This is a genomic window from Rickettsiales endosymbiont of Trichoplax sp. H2 (assembly GCF_009690945.1).
Classification (GTDB): Bacteria; Pseudomonadota; Alphaproteobacteria; order Rickettsiales; family Midichloriaceae; genus Aquirickettsia; species Aquirickettsia rohweri.
This window is the reverse complement of record NZ_NPHZ01000005.1, coordinates 46,014-63,691: the sequence shown is the minus strand read 5'-3', so window position 1 is coordinate 63,691 and position 17,678 is coordinate 46,014. Positions and strand designations below refer to the sequence as shown.

General features: G+C 27.3%; 14 protein-coding genes. 6 read left to right on the top strand and 8 right to left on the bottom strand.

Annotation, left to right across the window (positions count from 1 at the left end; genetic code table 11):
• Both h2es_RS05775 and h2es_RS05770 read right to left on the bottom strand, forming a co-directional pair.
• Nucleotides 1-1,473 (bottom strand): protein kinase domain-containing protein (locus h2es_RS05775; RefSeq protein ID WP_154512291.1); only part of this gene is annotated, 1,473 nt, incomplete at its 3' end.
• A complete protein-coding gene (locus tag h2es_RS05770) occupies nt 1,454-1,948 on the bottom strand; it encodes a peroxiredoxin (protein ID WP_154512231.1) in 495 nt (164 codons plus the stop codon). The genes h2es_RS05775 and h2es_RS05770, both read right to left, overlap by 20 nt.
• Before the next feature lie 136 nt (nt 1,949-2,084).
• Here h2es_RS05770 and cutA point away from each other — a divergent pair, with 136 nt between their 5' ends.
• From cutA to h2es_RS05740, 6 genes are all read left to right on the top strand, one after another.
• On the top strand, nt 2,085-2,405 hold the full coding sequence (gene cutA / locus h2es_RS05765) for a divalent-cation tolerance protein CutA (RefSeq protein WP_154512229.1): 321 nt from the start codon (nt 2,085-2,087) through the stop codon (nt 2,403-2,405).
• Nucleotides 2,406-2,488: 83 nt separating this feature from the next.
• Nucleotides 2,489-5,317: a 2-oxoglutarate dehydrogenase E1 component gene (locus h2es_RS05760; protein WP_154512227.1), complete on the top strand. Its 2,829-nt coding sequence runs from the start codon at nt 2,489-2,491 to the stop codon at nt 5,315-5,317.
• Nucleotides 5,318-5,332: 15 nt separating this feature from the next.
• Complete coding sequence (odhB, locus tag h2es_RS05755) at nt 5,333-6,535, top strand: 2-oxoglutarate dehydrogenase complex dihydrolipoyllysine-residue succinyltransferase (protein ID WP_154512225.1); 1,203 nt, start codon at nt 5,333-5,335, stop codon at nt 6,533-6,535.
• 21 nt (nt 6,536-6,556) lie between these two features.
• The gene (gene lpdA / locus h2es_RS05750; protein ID WP_154512223.1) at nt 6,557-7,960 is read left to right on the top strand and encodes a dihydrolipoyl dehydrogenase; all 1,404 of its coding nucleotides are present in this window, start codon (nt 6,557-6,559) and stop codon (nt 7,958-7,960) included.
• Between the two features lie 8 nt (nt 7,961-7,968).
• Entirely contained in the window at nt 7,969-9,318 is a 1,350-nt protein-coding gene (cysS, locus tag h2es_RS05745) for a cysteine--tRNA ligase (protein WP_154512221.1), read from the top strand.
• 53 nt (nt 9,319-9,371) lie between these two features.
• A complete protein-coding gene (locus h2es_RS05740) occupies nt 9,372-10,163 on the top strand; it encodes a hypothetical protein (protein WP_154512219.1) in 792 nt (263 codons plus the stop codon).
• Between the two features lie 182 nt (nt 10,164-10,345).
• On the opposite strand, the gene h2es_RS05735 is transcribed toward h2es_RS05740, so the two are convergent.
• The 6 genes from h2es_RS05735 to h2es_RS05710 form a co-directional block, all read right to left on the bottom strand.
• Nucleotides 10,346-10,558, bottom strand: a complete 213-nt coding sequence (locus h2es_RS05735; protein ID WP_154512217.1) for a hypothetical protein — start codon at nt 10,556-10,558, stop codon at nt 10,346-10,348.
• Nucleotides 10,559-10,599: 41 nt separating this feature from the next.
• Nucleotides 10,600-10,800, bottom strand: a complete 201-nt coding sequence (locus h2es_RS05730; RefSeq protein WP_154512215.1) for a hypothetical protein — start codon at nt 10,798-10,800, stop codon at nt 10,600-10,602.
• A gap of 24 nt (nt 10,801-10,824) precedes the next feature.
• Nucleotides 10,825-12,534 (bottom strand): protein-disulfide reductase DsbD family protein, encoded by a 1,710-nt coding sequence (locus h2es_RS05725; protein ID WP_154512213.1) that lies wholly within the window; start codon nt 12,532-12,534, stop codon nt 10,825-10,827.
• A 404-nt stretch (nt 12,535-12,938) separates the two neighbouring features.
• Entirely contained in the window at nt 12,939-13,214 is a 276-nt protein-coding gene (locus tag h2es_RS05720) for an HU family DNA-binding protein (protein ID WP_126044237.1), read from the bottom strand.
• Nucleotides 13,215-13,359: 145 nt separating this feature from the next.
• Nucleotides 13,360-15,093, bottom strand: a complete 1,734-nt coding sequence (locus tag h2es_RS05715) for a pentapeptide repeat-containing protein (RefSeq protein WP_154512211.1) — start codon at nt 15,091-15,093, stop codon at nt 13,360-13,362.
• A 167-nt stretch (nt 15,094-15,260) separates the two neighbouring features.
• A complete protein-coding gene (locus h2es_RS05710; RefSeq protein WP_154512209.1) occupies nt 15,261-17,669 on the bottom strand; it encodes a hypothetical protein in 2,409 nt (802 codons plus the stop codon).
• Nucleotides 17,670-17,678 lie beyond the last annotated feature (9 nt).

Genomic DNA, 17,678 nt, shown 5'->3' with positions numbered 1-17,678 from the left:
TTTTGGATAGGTTTTATTTAATGCATAAAGAAAGTTTGATAGATAATTATCTTTTGCTTTTTTTGATTTTTCTTTATAAATTTTAATAAAATTATGTGATTTGTTGTGAATTTCAGAATTAAGTGAAAATTCATTAATGTAAAATTGATAATCAATAATTTCAGATAACAATTTTAATTCGTTATGTTTATTATTTTTAATTAAATTGATAACTAAATTACAAATAGAATAATTATCAAAGCTGAAAGATAAATTTTGTATGCTAAATATATCTTTATTGCCTAATATTTTAATAATTTCAGCTATAACTAAATCATTTAAATTAAGATACTTAGTTTCAAAACGACCTGTTGTTATATTTTTATTAAGTAGGTGCTTAATTTTATATAAAGATTGAGCATTTTTATAATATTTAAATAAAAAAGTTTGTAGTTTTCCTGAAGAAAATAAATTTTTTGTCTCAAATATGTTAGAAGCAAGTTCATGTGATAAAATGTTTGCATTATAAATCTTTTTATTATTAAAAATAATTGGTTCAGAAAAATCATGCTTTTTAATCTTAGGAAAAAAGTTTTTTAAGGCAGGTATGTTTGATAGTTCATTATATCCAAACCTTTCTTTGTCACTATCATTAAGAAGTCCTCTTATAATTTTGTTAATAGTTCCAGTTAAAATCTTGTTTTTAATAAAGTATCTATAAGAACCAGATAGTATTCTGCCAGAATTTAAATCTTTGATATTAGGTTTTTTAATCCTCTTTCCAGTTGTGAGTTCTAAACATACAACACCAAGTGCATAGTAATCAGAGCTTTTATTAATATTGCTTTTTGCATAAATATTAGATTCTGATATGTTTAAACATTCATAAACTGGGGATTGATTATATCCAAATGGTGTTGTAAAGCATTCATCTAAAATAAAATTTCCAGATTTTGAAAGATAAATATTATCTAAATTAACTGAACCATGTGCAATCCCTTGATCATGTAGATTTTTTAAAGTTTCCTTAATGTTATAGAGTATATTTTTTATTATATATTTATCTGAAAAAGACTCATTTTTATCAATTAACTCACCTAATGATACTGCAAAGATGTCGTTAAAGATTACGGCAATATATTCTTCATTTGTATCGTGAAATTCAACGATTCCTATATCAATCGGATTATTAAAATTTTCTATTTTATTTGATGTTAAATTAACTATAGATTCTAAATAAAATAAAAAAGATTTATCAAATAATTTAGCATAACAATGATTTTGACTAGATTCTTGTAAATCATTGACAGCATATGCTACACAAAAATCATTTGAAAAAGATTTTAAAGGTTTTGTCTTATCAATAATAAATCTATCATTAACAATATTAGATTTATGGCACCTTTTTATAATGTTTTTATCTAAAAATATTATATTATCATTGATATTTTTATTTTCTGATATGTTATTATCATTAATTTCTGCAACTTTCATTTTTATTAAGTTGGAATAAGTTTTTTGCTTCTAAAAGCACTTGATCTACATGACCACTAATTTTAACATTCCGCCAAATTTTTCTAATTATACCACTTGAGTCAATTAAAAATGTACTCCTTTCAATACCCATATAATTTTTCCCAAACATACTTTTTTCCTTCCAAATATCAAGTTTTTTACATAAATTACATTCTATATCAGATATTAATTCAAAAGCAATTTTTTGTTTATTTATAAAATTTAAATGGCTTTTTATGCTATCTTTGGATACTCCAAAAATTAATGTATTGCATTTTTTAAATTCATCATAGCTATTTGTGAAGTTATTAGCTTCTATGGTACACCCAGGTGTAGAATCTTTGGGATAAAAATATAAAATGTAACTTGTCCCTTTTAGATTCTTTGGTGAAATGTCTTTTCCACTTGATGAAGGAAGTGAAAAAGATGGAATAGGATCGTTTATAGAAACCATTATACAATACTATAATTTACTTATACTTATAAGAAAGTAGGTTAAACTTGTTGTATAATTTGTCAATATTTACTTTTATATTGTTTATATCTATAAAATTAAATATAGGTATTAAAGTCTTATTGGTAAAAAAGGTATGCATAATTTTTCATTAATATATGTTACTTGTAAAAATAAAAATGAAGCTAATTCTATTGCAACTATACTTGTTGAGGAAAAATTAGTGGCATGTGCAAATATAATTGATAGTGCAAAATCAATTTATTATTACAATAACCAAATTCACTATGATAATGAAGTGATATTGATATTAAAAACTCAAAGCAAATTATTTGATGAAGTAAGATTAAGAATTTTAAAGATACATAGCTATGAATCTCCATGTATAGTTGAAATCAAAATTAGTAATGGTGAAAAGAGTTTCTTGGATTGGATAATATCTTCAACAAGCATTTAAATTCTTCAAAAATAGAATCCTTGATTTTTCATAGATATGAGAGTAATAATTATGAAACTATGGTTATATCTTGAAATAATTAAATGAGTGATAATTCAGATTTTTTTTCGCAGAATGCAATATTTATTGAGGAGTTATATAATAAATATTTAAAAGAACCAGATTCAGTAGACGATATTTGGAAAAAGTATTTTGCAGATTTAAAAGAAAATGTTGATGATTTTAACAATTATTTTTCTGGTCCAAGTTGGAAAAAAAGGGGTAATAAAATAGTTGGTTATCAAGATAAAGTTAAAAAAGGTATAAAAAATAGTAAAACTGAATCAAATAATCAATTTAATGATCTTACTATAAAAGCAATTCAATTAATTGATGCTTTTAGGATTTATGGACATATTGCTGTTAAATTAGATCCACTTAATCTTAACAATTCAGCGTTTCCAAAAGAATTAGATTATAAAAATTATGGTATTAAAGATGAAGATTTAGAGCAAAAAATTTATCTAAATGGCATTTTTGGTCAAAATGAAATGCAGTTTAAAGAACTATATCAACGTCTCTTAAACACATATAGTGGGAGATTTGCTATAGAATTTTCTCATATAGATAATTTGCAGGAAAGAGAGTGGCTTAGAATAAAAATAGAAAATGATGCTGGTGTAATTAATTTAAGCAAAGATAAAAAATTTAAAATATTAGATAGCATAGCGAAAGTTGAAATGTTTCAGGAATATCTGCATACAAAGTTTCCTGGTGCTAAACGTTTTTCTATTGAAGGAGGTGAGGGAACAATAATAGCGCTTGAAGAAATTATTCAGGTTTTGGCTAAAGATAATATGGAAGAAATTATTTTTGGAATGGCTCATAGAGGCAGATTAAGTGTATTGACTAAAGTTATAAATAAACCTTACCATGCTGTCTTTTCTGAATTTAAAGGAGGTATTTTTATACCAGAAGAACTTAATTTGCCAGGTGATGTAAAGTATCATCTAGCTTTTTCTTCTGATATTGAAATTGATGGAAAAAGTATTCATTTAACACTTACACCCAACCCATCACATTTAGAAACTGTAAATCCTGTTGTATTAGGTAGAGTAAGAGCTAAACAAGATTTAATGAATGACAAAGAAAGAGATAAGGTTGTGGGAATTTTGCTTCATGGTGATGCAGCTTTATGTGGACAAGGTTCGGTGATGGAATCTTTAGCATTAGCTGGAACTAATGCATATGATACTGGTGGTACAATACATATAGTAACAAATAATCAGATAGGATTTACAACAAATGCTACCGATGGAAGGGCGTCTAGGTACTGTACAGATATAGCTAAAATGATTAACATGCCTATTTTTCATGTAAACGGTGATGATCCTGAGGCTATAGCATATGTTAGTAAAATAGCAGCAGAATATAGAGCAAAATTTAAAAAGGACGTATTTATTGACATAGTTTGTTATAGAAAGTATGGACATAATGAAGGTGATGAACCAATGTTCACTCAGCCAAGAATGTACGATAAAATTCGTACACATAATAAGCCTTCTGAAGTTTATATTGCTAAGCTAAAAAATGAAGGGAATTTTGATGAAAATCTATTTGAAAAAAATAAAGTGGAATTTAAAGGTTTTTTAGATCAAGAATTTGAGTTATCAAATAATTATAAAGCTGAACAAGCTAATTGGCTTAAAGGTGAGTGGCAAAATTTTGATGGATTTTTAACTGAAGATAATAAAAATGTAATTACAGGAGTAAAACATGAAGATTTAAAAAATTTTAGTAACGCATTAACAAATGCTCCTGATTCTTTTAAATTAAATAAAAAAATTGAACGATTGCTTAATAATAGAAAGCAAATGTTAGAAACAGAAGATAATATTGATTGGGGTATGGGTGAGACTTTAGCTTATGCTTCATTGCTTAAAGAGGGATTTAATATTAGATTTACAGGTGAAGATGTAGAAAGGGGTACATTCTCTCATCGTCATTCAGTTTTAACAGATCAGGAAAATGAAAAAAAATACATTCCATTAAATAATTTAGAAAAACATCAAATTGCTAAATTAGAAATATATAATAGTATTTTATCTGAATTAGCAGTTATGGGCTTTGAATATGGTTATAGTTATTCCAGTCCAAATAAATTAGTAATTTGGGAGGCACAGTTTGGTGATTTTGCGAATGGTGCTCAAATGATTATTGATCAATATTTAGTTTCTGGAAAAGCTAAATGGTTAAGAATGAGTGGGTTAGTTCTTTTATTGCCACATGGATATGAGGGGCAAGGACCAGAACATAGTTCTGCAAGAATGGAAAGGTTTTTACAGCTTTCTGCAAACAATAACATTACTGTTGCAAATTGCACAACTCCTGCATCAATTTTTCATTTACTTAGAAGGCAGATGCTAAGAAGATATAGAAATCCATTAATAATAATGACACCAAAATCTTTGTTAAGGCATCATTTAGCAGTTTCTAAACTATCTGATTTTGCTGAAGATACACAATTTCAATCAGTAATCGGAGATGATTCTAAAGATGCCAATAAAATTAATAAAGTTATATTTTGTAGTGGTAAGGTATATTATGATTTACTTGAGGAAAGAGAAAAGTTAGCAAAAAATGAAGTTGCTTTAATTAGATTAGAAGAGCTTTATCCATTTCCTAAAGAAAAAATAATAAATCAAATCAATAAGTATAAAAACTTAAAGCAGATTATTTGGTGTCAAGAAGAACATAAAAATATGGGAGCTTGGAGTTATATCAAACCAAGATTTGATGAAGTCTTAGGAGAAGTTGATAGCAAATTGAGGATTGGATATATTGGAAGGGATGAATCAGCTTCACCTGCAGCTGGTTACTTAAAACTTCATTTAGAAGAGTTATATAAATTTTTACAAAAAGCATTTGAATAATAGGAGTTAAAAAATATGGCAGTTAATATTATAGTACCATCACTTGGAGAGTCAGTTACTGAGGCAACTATTGCAAAATGGCATAAAAAAGTTGGTGAACAAATTAGAGTAGACGAGCTTTTAATTGAATTAGAAACAGATAAAATAACATTAGAAGTTAATGCTCCTGCTTCTGGTACAATATCTGAGATAAAATTTAATGAAGGAGATGTTGTTGCAGTCGGGGATACTTTAGGATTGTTAGAAGAGGGGGAAGTTTCTCAAGAGGTTGTAAAAAATGATGATGAATCAGAAAGTGATAATATCAATACTAACATTGATTCTCAGCCTGTACAAAATGATGTCCCTAAAGAACAAATTTTTTCACCAGCTGCAAGTAAAATTGCTTCAGAAAATAATATTCAAAATATAGAAAATCCAACTGGAAAAGATGGTAGGGTTACGAAAGGTGATGTAATATCTGCTATTTCTAATCCTCAATCTCAAAATCAAACATCTATAGTTACTCAATCTCAAGATCAACTTGAGGAGAGAGTAAAAATGACAAGGCTTAGAAAAACAATAGCAAAGAGACTTAAGGATTCACAAAATACTGCAGCAATTTTATCAACTTTCAACGAAGTAGATATGTCTGCAGTTATTAAATGTAGAAAAAATTATCAAGAAGCATTTAAAGAAAAGCATGGAGTTAAGTTAGGATTTATGTCCTTTTTCGTCAAAGCTGTAGTTGCAGCATTAAAAGAAATTCCAGCTGTTAATGCTGAAATTGATGGAGACTATTTAGTTTATAAAAATTATTATAACATTGGTGTAGCAGTAGGAACAGAACAAGGGCTTGTAGTTCCAGTTGTAAAAAATGCTGATAAAATGAGTCATGCTGAGATTGAAAAAAATATTGTATCTTTAGGTAAGAAAGCAAGAGATGGTAAGCTTGCAATGAGTGATATGCAAGGTGGAACATTTAGTATTACAAATGGTGGAATTTATGGCTCATTGTTATCTACTCCGATAATTAATCCACCTCAATCAGGAATACTTGGAATGCATAACATTGTGGAAAGACCAATGGCAATTTCTGGTGATGTTGTAATTCGTCCAATGATGTATATTGCACTTTCTTATGATCATAGAATAATAGATGGAAGTGAGGCAGTTACATTTTTAAGAAGAGTAAAAGAAATGGTTGAGACTCCAGAGAAACTTTTATTTAATTTGTAAAATATTAATGGGTTATAGATTATGGAAAAATACGATATTTTAGTGATTGGCGGTGGTCCTGGTGGATATGTTGCAGCAATAAAAGCTGCTCAACTTGGTAAAAAAGTTGCCTGTGTAGATAATAAAGAATTTTTAGGAGGAACATGCTTAAATGTTGGTTGTATTCCATCTAAATCACTACTCAATATAACTCATAAGTATCATGATGCTAAGCATAATTTTGCATCAAGAGGAATAGAGTGCAAAGATATTAGTTTTTCTTTAGAAAAAATAATGGAAACTAAGTACTCAACTTTATCAGGATTAGGGCAGGGTATAGCTGGATTATTTAAAAAAAATAAAATTGATTACTTTAATGGAATTGGAGAATTTGAAACTAATAATAGGATTTTAATTAATTCAAATAATGGTGATAATATAACAATAGAAGCTGAAAATATTATAATTGCAACAGGTTCAGTTCCGATTACATTGCCTGATATAGAAATTGATGAAGAAAAAATAGTAACTTCTGATGGGGCTTTATCTCTTGAAAAAGTTCCAAATAAGATGATTGTGATAGGAGCTGGAGTTATTGGTCTTGAGTTGGGATCAGTATGGTCTAGGCTTGGTGCGAGTGTTGAAGTGGTAGAATTTGCTGATGATATATTGCCAGGTTTTGATCTTGATGTAAGAAAAGAAGCAAAAAAAATATTTGAAAAGCAAGGTTTAAGTTTTAAGCTTACATCTAAAGTAACATCTGCTCAAGTTATAGAGGATAAAGTTGAAGTTAATATTTCTTCAGTCTCAAGTGATGATTCAGAAAAAATGGATTGTGATGTTGTGCTGGTTGCTGTTGGTAGGAAGCCAAATACTAAATCATTAAATTTAGACAAAGTAGGTATAAAATTGGATGATAGAGGAAGGGTAATTGTTGACGGACAATTTAAAACAAATATCCCAAATATTTATGCTATTGGTGATGTTATTGCAGGGCCAATGCTTGCGCATAAAGCTTCAGATGAAGGTGTTGTTGTGGCTGAAATTATTGATGGACAGCATGGGCATATTGATTACAATACTATACCAAGTGTTGTTTATACTCATCCAGAAATCGCTTCTGTTGGCAAAACAGAAGATGAATTAAAAAAAGATCAAATAGATTATAAGGTTGGTAAATTTCCATTTCTTGCAAATAGCAGGGCAAGAACTTCTTTAGAAACAGATGGTTTTGTGAAAGTTTTAGCTTGTAAAGAGAGTGATCAAGTTTTAGGAGTGCATATTATAGGTGATGCTGCGGGAGAATTAATTGCTGAAGCAGCGGTTGCAATGGAATTTAAAGCTGCATCAGAAGATTTAGCAAGGATTTGCAATCCACATCCAACTCTAAACGAGGCAATTAAGGAAGCAGCGCTTGCTACTTATTTTAAACCAATTCATTTATAGTTTTAAAATTGAAAATTTTTTTAACCAATACTATCAACGGAGTAAAGCAAGAGTTTATTCCTATAGATAGGGGAAATATTAAAATGTATGTATGTGGTCCTACAGTATATGACAGGCCACATATTGGTAATGCAAGGTCTTCTGTGGTATTTGATGTTTTATTCAGATTATTAAAACATGTATATAATAAAGTTACATATGTAAGAAATATTACTGATGTTGATGATAAAATTATTGATTCTGCAAACAAAAATAATGAGAGCATTGAATCATTAACTACAAAGATTACAAAATATTTCCATGAAGATTTAGATAAACTTAATTGTTTATTACCAACTTACGAACCTAAAGCTACTGAAAATATATCTGAGATGATAAATATGATAGAAAGGCTTATAGAGCTTGGGCATGCATATGTTAAAGAAGATCATGTATATTTTAATGTTGATAGTTATAATAATTATGGGGAACTTTCTAAAAGAAAACTTGCTGATCAAGATATAGGTGCGAGAATAGAAGTTTCAAATTTGAAAAAAAATCCATTAGATTTTGTACTGTGGAAGCCCAAAAAAGAACACGAGAAGATGTTTTTTGCAAGTCCTTGGGGTGATGGTAGACCTGGGTGGCACATAGAATGTTCAGTAATGAGTAAGAAATATTTAGGGGATAATTTTGATATCCATGGAGGTGGTATTGATTTAGTTTTTCCTCACCATGAAAATGAAATTGCTCAAAGTGTGTGTGAATCAAAAAGCAACAAATTTGCAAATTATTGGGTGCATAATGGATTTTTAACGGTTAATAGTGAAAAGATGAGTAAAAGCCTTAAAAATTTTACCACTGTTAAAGAGCTATTGGATAAAAGGGTTGGAGGTGCTGAATTGAGATATTTTTATCTTACTGCAAATTATAGAAAGCCACTTGATTTTAATGAAAAAGCATTACTTGATTCTAAGAAAAGCATAAATAAGTTTCAAAGATGTATCCAAAAATTTAATATTAAATTTGATGAAATATCAGGTGATTTGCCTGAGGAGTTCTTGAAGTATATATCTGATGATCTAAACACCCCACTTGCGCTGTCATTTATACATCAATTAGCAAACAAGGCATTAGATGGCAATGAGAGTAGTGCTAATTATGTATATAAGTGCTGTAAATTTTTAGGTTTGGATATTAGGCAAAAAGAAGAAGAGAATCAGATTGCACAGGAAATAATAGAGCTTGCAGAAAAAAGAAAGCAGCTGAAAATTGACAAAAATTGGCAAGAGTCTGATAAAATCCGGATGGAAATAGAAAAATTAGGTTATAATATCATTGATACCAAAGATGGTTATAAAATTAAACTTGTAAATTAAGGTTTTGTTATTTATAATAACCTTAAATTTAAATAATAAAACTTGGGGTTGTTATGTCTGTGTCATTTGAAATTATTAAAAATAATGATGAATCAAAAAATTTGCTAAATCAGATTTTTAGTTCCGCAAATAGTCCTAAATCTTGTGCAATCTATGGAAATGGCAAGCATTGTGAAAAAGGTGTGGAAGGAAAATTAAAGCTTTGGGGTAATAGGGGAGATAACAGTAATGAAAGTGAATGTAAATTAGCTAGGGTTCTTACAATTGATGATGAGCCAGCAGCTTTATTTAATATTGGTATGACTGGATCACCTCCAACTGTATCTGATAGAACAGTGTATAATTATACTAATGTTTCATTTATTGATAATTTTTTAAATCAAGTAGAAAATTTATTATCTAATATTTCTTCTTATTATTTTACTAAAAACAATGTTTATGAATTTTCTGGTATATTTATTGTAGATAAATTTTTAGGTAAAACAAAGACTATCTCTGATTCTATAGGTAATATGGCTAATATTTGTAAAGCTGACGATGGTTTTACTAAAGCTTTTTTAACTATTAAAAAGGATCACCCATATCAAAAGGATATATTTGTAGGTTTTGGTGGAAAAGAATTAACTTGTGATAATTATGTTGAGCTTTTAGGAGAAAACTCATTCCATCCTGAAAGATTTAAATGTGAAGATGGGCAATTTAAAGAGTGCTTGTCTTGGGGAAGTGAAAAAGTACAGCACTATGGTTGGCATGAATCTGATAAATGTATAGATTTTATTGAAAAGACAGCATTTGTTTTTGACATGAATGAAGGACACTTTGATTTTGGAAAGGGTGAGTTATAAATATATTTATAATACCTAAATTTAATATAATTATTCTTAATAATTTACCTGAGAAATATATGGTTTGATTTATTTGATAAGCTAATAATCCATTTCTCTCAAATTCCAAATTTCCTCAAGAGAATGCTTTTTATTAAGGCCTTTTTCATTCATCCATGAAATAAGATAATTGCGATGTAGTTCTATCTTTTTTTACCTATATCTGAGGGTTTTAATTTATATGATTTAACTGTTTCTGCTTTTGGTTTTTTTAAATGTCCTGGAAATGTAATATCTAGATAATCTTTATCATTACTAATAATACAATGGGCTTCTGGAAAATATTCTATTTTCAGATATTTTAAAAGGCTTTCTATAGATTTATTTGAATATTTATCTATCTTGCAAATAAACATTTTAAGTATTATATTTTGATTGTTTTCAAGAGCTAAAGCATTTAATAAGGCATGTTTTGTTGAACAAGTCCCTCTATATTCTGAGAATATACTAGATAGTTTGCCCTATCATTATTTCGACCATATGGCATAGATTTAACCCAATCAATGGCACTATGGAAAGATTTTACTCCAAGGTTTAAAAAATTCTTAGATACTTTACCATTATTATGTATTGAAAAATTTGAAAAAATATAATTCATAATTTTGAGTAATAAAATTTATATCTATTTAACAGCGTTAATGGCAGTACGTATTTTATTAAATGTAAGTATCTCACTTAAAATTATTCCTGTTTTATTTTTTGGGCCATACATGATATACATTGGTATACCATATCTATTATGATCTTTTAAATATTGATATATATGATCATTTTTTAAAGTATAATCAGCTTTAAAAAGTTTGACTTTATTATTTTTGAATATTTTATAAATATATGTATTGTCTAAAACTAATAATTCGTTAATCTTACATGTAGCGCACCAATCTGCAGTTATTTGCACAAAAACGATATTGTTATTAGCAACCTCAGTTCTTATTAATTCATAATTAAAATCATTCCATTTATCTTTAATTAGTAGTTCATTATTTTTAATAGTTTTATCATAATTTGCTATGAAATTTATAAAAAATACAGAACTGGTAAGAGTTAAAGTTACTATGAGTAATTTACTATTAAATTTATTAATAAAATTTAATAAAGACATTGAAACTTTTTTTAGAATAATGAGAAACCCTATAAATAGAATTAATGAAGTGAAATTGATCTGGTTATTTAATACATATAAAAGCCATACTACATTTAAGATAAAAATAATGGCTAAAAATTTCTTGAATTTTGATAACCATTTCCCAGGTTTAGGGATGAATTCTAATAAATTAGGAGATATTAATATTAATATATAGGGGGTGGACATGCCAATCGCTATAAAAAAATAATTTATTAGTATATAAATATTATTTTGAGTTAGTGAGTATGTTACTGCAGTAGAAAGAAATGGAGCTGTGCATGATGTTGATAACACTGCTATAAATAATCCATTGAAATAATTAGAGAATAGTTCTTTATTAATTTTTAAATTAGAGATTTTTGTTAAAAATTTATGAGATAATTGAAATTCAAAATCACCCCATAAATTGCTAGCCATGATAAGTAAAATTAATATGAGTGACATTATAAAATAAGGATTTTGAAAATGTATTCCCCATCCTATTGTTAATCCTATATGTTTTAATATTATTGTTATAATTGCCAAAAGTATAAAAAAGCTTATTATGCCAAAAATATAATAAATAATATTAATTTTAACCTTGTGATTTGAGGTGCTTCTTAGTTTTACAAAACTTATTATTTTTAAACTCATGATTGAGATAACACAGGGCATAAAATTTAAAATCAAGCCTCCAATTAAAGAAATGACAATATAAAATAAAATTTGCTGAAAGTTTGTTGTATTATTTGAATAGCCAAAATTAGTTGAGAAATAATCTTTAAGATGAAAAATTTCTGTTTTATAAATACATGTGCTATTGCATAGAGAATATTTAATTTTGAGATACAGTTTATTTAAATCATCTGCATTATCAATATAAGTGCTTACTTTTATTAAAGTATGGTTTTTATAAAAGTTACTAATAAATTTTTTTCCATTTATTATTTTTATTTCACTTATTGAAGGTGGATATTCAATATTGCTAGTTAATTCATGTAATTTGTTTTTTAATAACTTTAAGTTTAATGGGATTCCAAAATCTGAATCTTTATTACTATAAAGATTCCACCCATTTTTTATATTTAACAATATATCAAATTTTAACTCATGACCGTTATATATAATGTTTTTTATATCTAAATTTAACTCTTTTGATTCATTTGCTATGACTTTATGTTGTAAAATTATAAAAAATATAAAAAAAATAATTTTTTTCAACATAAATTAAGATCAAAAGTAAAGAAATATATAATATTTTATAAAAAAACAAAAATTTTAAAAGACTTTTATATTATTTTTTGTTATAGTGCGCATGTAACAAAATTGTTACTGCCTTGTTTGCTTGTATGATAAGGATTGTAAAAGGATTATACACCTCTATGTTATTAGTCATTTTTATTCCCATTATTATAGTTATAATCCTTTTACATTTGAATAATAATAGTAAAAGAAATGTTTTTACAACTAATTTTTTAAAAAATCTGATTATTTAATGAGTAGCTAAATTAGCTAATATTTTTATCATAAGGCGGTAAATATAATGCTAATAAAACCAGTATAAAGTACTTCAATATATATAATCATATCTAGACTTTATACAGGTTGTGTTCCTTTTATATTAATAATTAGTGATTTACTTTATTTTTTAATAACTCACCTGGTGAGAATCTTACATATTTTTTAGCTGGTACTGTTACAATTTCTCCACTTCTTGGAGTTTTAACCTTCCTTTTAGGAAGCCTTTGAATTTTAAAAGTCCCAAAGCCAACAAATCTTAAAATATCTTCTTCTTGCAAAGCATCTCCTACACATCCAAAAACTGCGTCTACAACTTTAGAAGCATATACTTTAGAACATCCTAATTTCTTAGATAGTATATTTATAAACTCACTTTTATTCATTCTTACCTCAAAATCAAATTAGTACATATAATATTGGTAACATGTAAAACTTTTTAAGTAAACATTATATACCCGTTAAATGTTGGTTAACTATTATTTATTTCAAGGTTATATATTTATTATTTAGTTATAAGTTAAAATTCTTCTAAATTTGACGTCCATTAGCTAATGATGTTCTCATATGAGTCTTTACTTTATCTAAAAAAGCCCTAGAAGTTAATATAGTGTCGTCTATTTTTATACCACCAGTTGCATAACCCATTTTAGTGCTTGAAGAATTGTCATAAAAAAGTTGTGATAAACTTTCTGGACGAGTTCCAGAACTCCAATATCCAAGAATACTAGTTTGTTTATAATCTCCAATTAATGTATCTAAATTTTGAGGGCTTGATAATTTAGTTTTTTCGGTTTCACTTAATTCTGGAATTACTGAATCTCTAAGAGTATTAATAATTTTTTGAGTATCTTTTTTTCTTGAAGAAGACATATCTGGTCCAAATAATTTTTCTCCTAGTTTTTGGCCAACAGCATTAGATAAATCAGATATTTTTTCTAAATTGGAAATGGATTTCATTTTATTTGCATCGGATTGTACAAATTCATTTAATGAACCCGTGGTTGGTATATATATACCACTAGTGACTACTTTTCCAGCTGTTGTATATTTTGTTATATCGTAGTATTGACTTTTTAAGGATTGAATTAATAGTTTACACTCCTCACTTTGGTTTAGCTTAATGCTGTCATCAATGGTACAAATTTGTGCATATAAATTTTCTTTTTCTTCATCTGATAATCTGTCAAAAACACTTGCTATATGATCCCTTATTATCAAGAAATCTTTACCTCTATTTTGACCTTCTCCAAATAATTCTTTTCCAACTTCATCGGCTATTAAGTTTTTCATATTTTCATATTTTATAGCTTTTGCTAAATTTAAATCTGATAATTCATTATCAGTAAAAGCACTAGTATAAAGAATATTTAATATTGCTAGTGGATTTTGAGTTAAATCTGAATAATGTTTAACAGTATTTGGATTTATTGCAAATTGATCTAAATTAGCGTAATTTTCCTCAAAAAGACCGTATAAAAATTGCTTTTCACTCTCTTCTAAAGAATTTATTTCTGTTGATAATTTAGTGTTAAGTTTTTCAATAAATAAGTTAATTTGAATATAATCTTTAACAACTAATTTGCCATCATTAATTAGCTTGTTGACAATAATTTTAGATATTTTTTTAGTAATAATTGATTTTCTATTTTCTTGTTGTGCTTCTTCAATTTCATTTAATTTAGCTAATGTAAAATCTGTTTCTATACTTTCAAGTTGCATAGTTTTTTTTAATAATTCTGGATTAATGTTTGTACCTTTTAAATTAGTATTTTTAATTATTGTACCTTGTAAGCTTGCGATACCAGAGAGATCAATCCCTTCTAAATCTAGATTTGATAAATCTCTTTCACTTAAATCACCTATAATTTTAGCCCCCACTAAGTTGATTTTATCTTTAAGTTCAGGATTTTTTCTAATTGCAGCAATTAATGAATCAAACGTAGAAGGGTCAATTGTAGCTCCTTCAAAGTCTATTTTGATCTCATTTCTAACACCATACTTTTTAACAAGGTCGATATTACTAAAATTTACATTTGTTAATGTTGAATTTTTAAAACTTATTATATACTCAGGTCTGGTTGTTCCTTTAGCATTATAACGGGCAGGAAGATATAATTTTTCCAAATTATAAGTGCTGAAAGCTGAATTACTAAAGTCTACATCTTGTAAATTAGCATCTTCAAAATTTACTCCATATTTAAACATTGAGTTTGCAAAAGATGTTGATTTAATTTCTGTTCTTTGAAAATTTGCTCTAGACAACTGTGATGATGTGAAGCTAAATCCATGAATTTTTTTTGCTTTTGCAAAGTCAATTTCATCTAATTCAATTCCATCTAATTTTTTTGTGGCACCTAAATTTTGTATTGTAGTGTCATTACTGCTTGTTAATAACTCAGTTAATGAATTTTTGGTTGTATTAGAATTTATTATATTTTAATAGAATCAGATAATGTTTGATTGATAGATGCAGAGGAAAAATATTCGCTAATAGGAGCTATAGATAATAAGTTTTTCAATGTTGAAGAGCCCCTGTAAATATAGCTAAATATATCTACAGCTTTATAACCATTGCCTGAGTATCTATCTAACATAACACTTATATTATCTTTATTTCTTAAAATGCCTGATTCAATTAAATTAGTAACGAATGTATCTACAGCTACTTCTCCTAAATACTGAGTTTTCATAGCTCTAAGTGCAGGAATTTTTTCGGTTAATAATTTTGCAAATTTACCTACTTCCTCCTTATTGTTTTCTAATAAAGTAAGTAATCTATCATTTTGTAATATAAGTTTTGTTAATTTTATGTAATCATTTTTTGTTAAATCTGCAAATTTGTTTATATTATTTTCTGTCATATATTGATTTGCAATATCAAAAATTTGCTTAGTTACTTCCATAAGTTCTGTAAATTTAGCTGGATTGTCTAAAACACCAAGTCCTGAATCTAAAATTTCTCCTAATTCTGCATCAGTAATTCCATTATTAGTTTGAATATTTCTTATAAGGTCAATTTCTTTAAAGAGGGATGTTATTAAATTTTTATAAACTTCTTTATTTGTTGTTAAATAATTTCTTAATTCTTCGTTTGAGCTGGCTATTTCTATAAATTTTTGAGTTAATTCTATATATTCTCCCCTGTTTAGATGTTCTAGTAGTTTTTGTGTATCTTCAGGGGTTTTAACAAGTATTGAAATAATATCAAGTACTGGATTGGTAGCACCTAAATCCTGACATAAATTTTTTAAAAATGGTATACTATTAACTATGCCTTTAGTTAAATTGCTTGCCATCTCAGGGTTATCTATAAATTTTTGTTGAAGTTCAGGGTTTGAATTTAAAAAATTTAGTATATCTTCAGTCCATTCAAAAATAAATTTGCTTCTAATAGATTCTGTTACATTAGCTACTTTAGCTATACCATCATCCTCACTTAATACTAATGGTGCTAAATCTAATATTGCGTCTGTTATCCCAAATTCAGTTAACATATCACGTAAGCTACCTGAATCTCCTATATAATCTTTAGCAAATTCAATTACTTTACTTCCTTTTGTTTTTAAAATGGTTTTTAGATTTGGGTTTGCTGCTTCTATAACATTATTAAGATCTTGATCTGGCAGAGAATCTACCATTCTTAAAATATTTTGAGTCAATCTCAAGTAATCTGTAGCTAGTCCATAAGAATTTTGAAGAGCCTCTTCTCGAAGTTTTTCAACACTTTTAGGTGAATCCTTCTCCTGATGAAATCTTATATAATCATCAACATAAAGTTGTTGATATAGTGGTTCTTGAACATCAACTACATATGCTGCTTGTTCTTTTAAAATATCTTCAATATAACTATCAAAATTTTCAATTGCTCCATTTTCTCTAATGTGGTCCCTAATATTAGTACTCATTTGACTAATTTTTGAATCTAGTGTTAATTCATGTTGTTTTTGAAAAATTTCTTGCGCACTTTTTAAAGATAATTCAAGGTTGTCAGGTAATAATGTATTGATTTGATCCTGATTAAGCCCTAAAATCTGCAATTCTCTTGTTAATTGCGTTTTTAATGTATCTGAAATCTCTTGTTTAGTTGGAGATATACCTAGTGATTTAACTGCTTTTTTTAGCTTATAATTTGAATCTCCTAATCTAATGTCAAAATTAGCTTTAAGAAGTTTTACTAAGCTAAGTTCATCTTTAATTTTATCAGTAATTTGACTTCTTTCATATTTAATAAAATTTCTAATAAAACCTTCTCTATCAAATGAATTTAAACTGAATTTAAAATAATTATTCACTAATTCTGTTTTTAATTTCTCTCTAGAATCTTTATCAGCAAGTAAATCAAGAGTTGCATTTGCTAATTGTTTAGTGGTTTGATCTGTCAAAATTAAATCATTTAGGATACCTTTAACAGTCTCTTTATTTTGGCCAATTTTTTCTAGTAAACTTGTTTTCTCTAAAAGGAGTTTTTGCATTTCAGGAGTAGAAGCGTTTTGAGCTACTTTATAGAGGCTCCAGGTCATTGGTCTAAATGAGAAGGTTTTTATACCAAATGGTCTAGTTAAACAAGCAAGTGAGAATTTAATTGCTTCTGCAGCAACGATAGTTGTTATCCCAATTAATGCTGCTGGCAACCCAATAAAAACTCCTACTATAGTTCCTACTATAGGTTTGCTCCATGAAGGTAAATTTGAAAATGTTTTATAAGCTGATTTTGCAAATCTTGGTATTGAGAAAATTGGAAAATTATTTAAAAAACTATTAAAACTTTTTATGTAACTTTCATATTGTTTGAAATTTTTACTTCTTTGCTTCATTATTTCTGTGTTATCAATAGGCATAGTCAAGCA

What these genes read in the sequence shown, in the direction of transcription:
- h2es_RS05735 (WP_154512217.1), bottom strand. Translation starts at nt 10,558, where the DNA reads ATGTTTATTTGCAAGATAGATAAATATTCAAATAAATCTATAGAAAGC.
- h2es_RS05770 (WP_154512231.1), bottom strand. Translation starts at nt 1,948, where the DNA reads ATGGTTTCTATAAACGATCCTATTCCATCTTTTTCACTTCCTTCATCA.
- h2es_RS05710 (WP_154512209.1), bottom strand. Translation starts at nt 17,669, where the DNA reads ATGCCTATTGATAACACAGAAATAATGAAGCAAAGAAGTAAAAATTTC.
- h2es_RS05760 (WP_154512227.1), top strand. Translation starts at nt 2,489, where the DNA reads ATGAGTGATAATTCAGATTTTTTTTCGCAGAATGCAATATTTATTGAG.
- h2es_RS05740 (WP_154512219.1), top strand. Translation starts at nt 9,372, where the DNA reads ATGTCTGTGTCATTTGAAATTATTAAAAATAATGATGAATCAAAAAAT.
- cutA (WP_154512229.1), top strand. Translation starts at nt 2,085, where the DNA reads ATGCATAATTTTTCATTAATATATGTTACTTGTAAAAATAAAAATGAA.
- h2es_RS05730 (WP_154512215.1), bottom strand. Translation starts at nt 10,800, where the DNA reads ATGAATTATATTTTTTCAAATTTTTCAATACATAATAATGGTAAAGTA.
- lpdA (WP_154512223.1), top strand. Translation starts at nt 6,557, where the DNA reads ATGGAAAAATACGATATTTTAGTGATTGGCGGTGGTCCTGGTGGATAT.
- h2es_RS05720 (WP_126044237.1), bottom strand. Translation starts at nt 13,214, where the DNA reads ATGAATAAAAGTGAGTTTATAAATATACTATCTAAGAAATTAGGATGT.
- odhB (WP_154512225.1), top strand. Translation starts at nt 5,333, where the DNA reads ATGGCAGTTAATATTATAGTACCATCACTTGGAGAGTCAGTTACTGAG.
- h2es_RS05725 (WP_154512213.1), bottom strand. Translation starts at nt 12,534, where the DNA reads ATGTTGAAAAAAATTATTTTTTTTATATTTTTTATAATTTTACAACAT.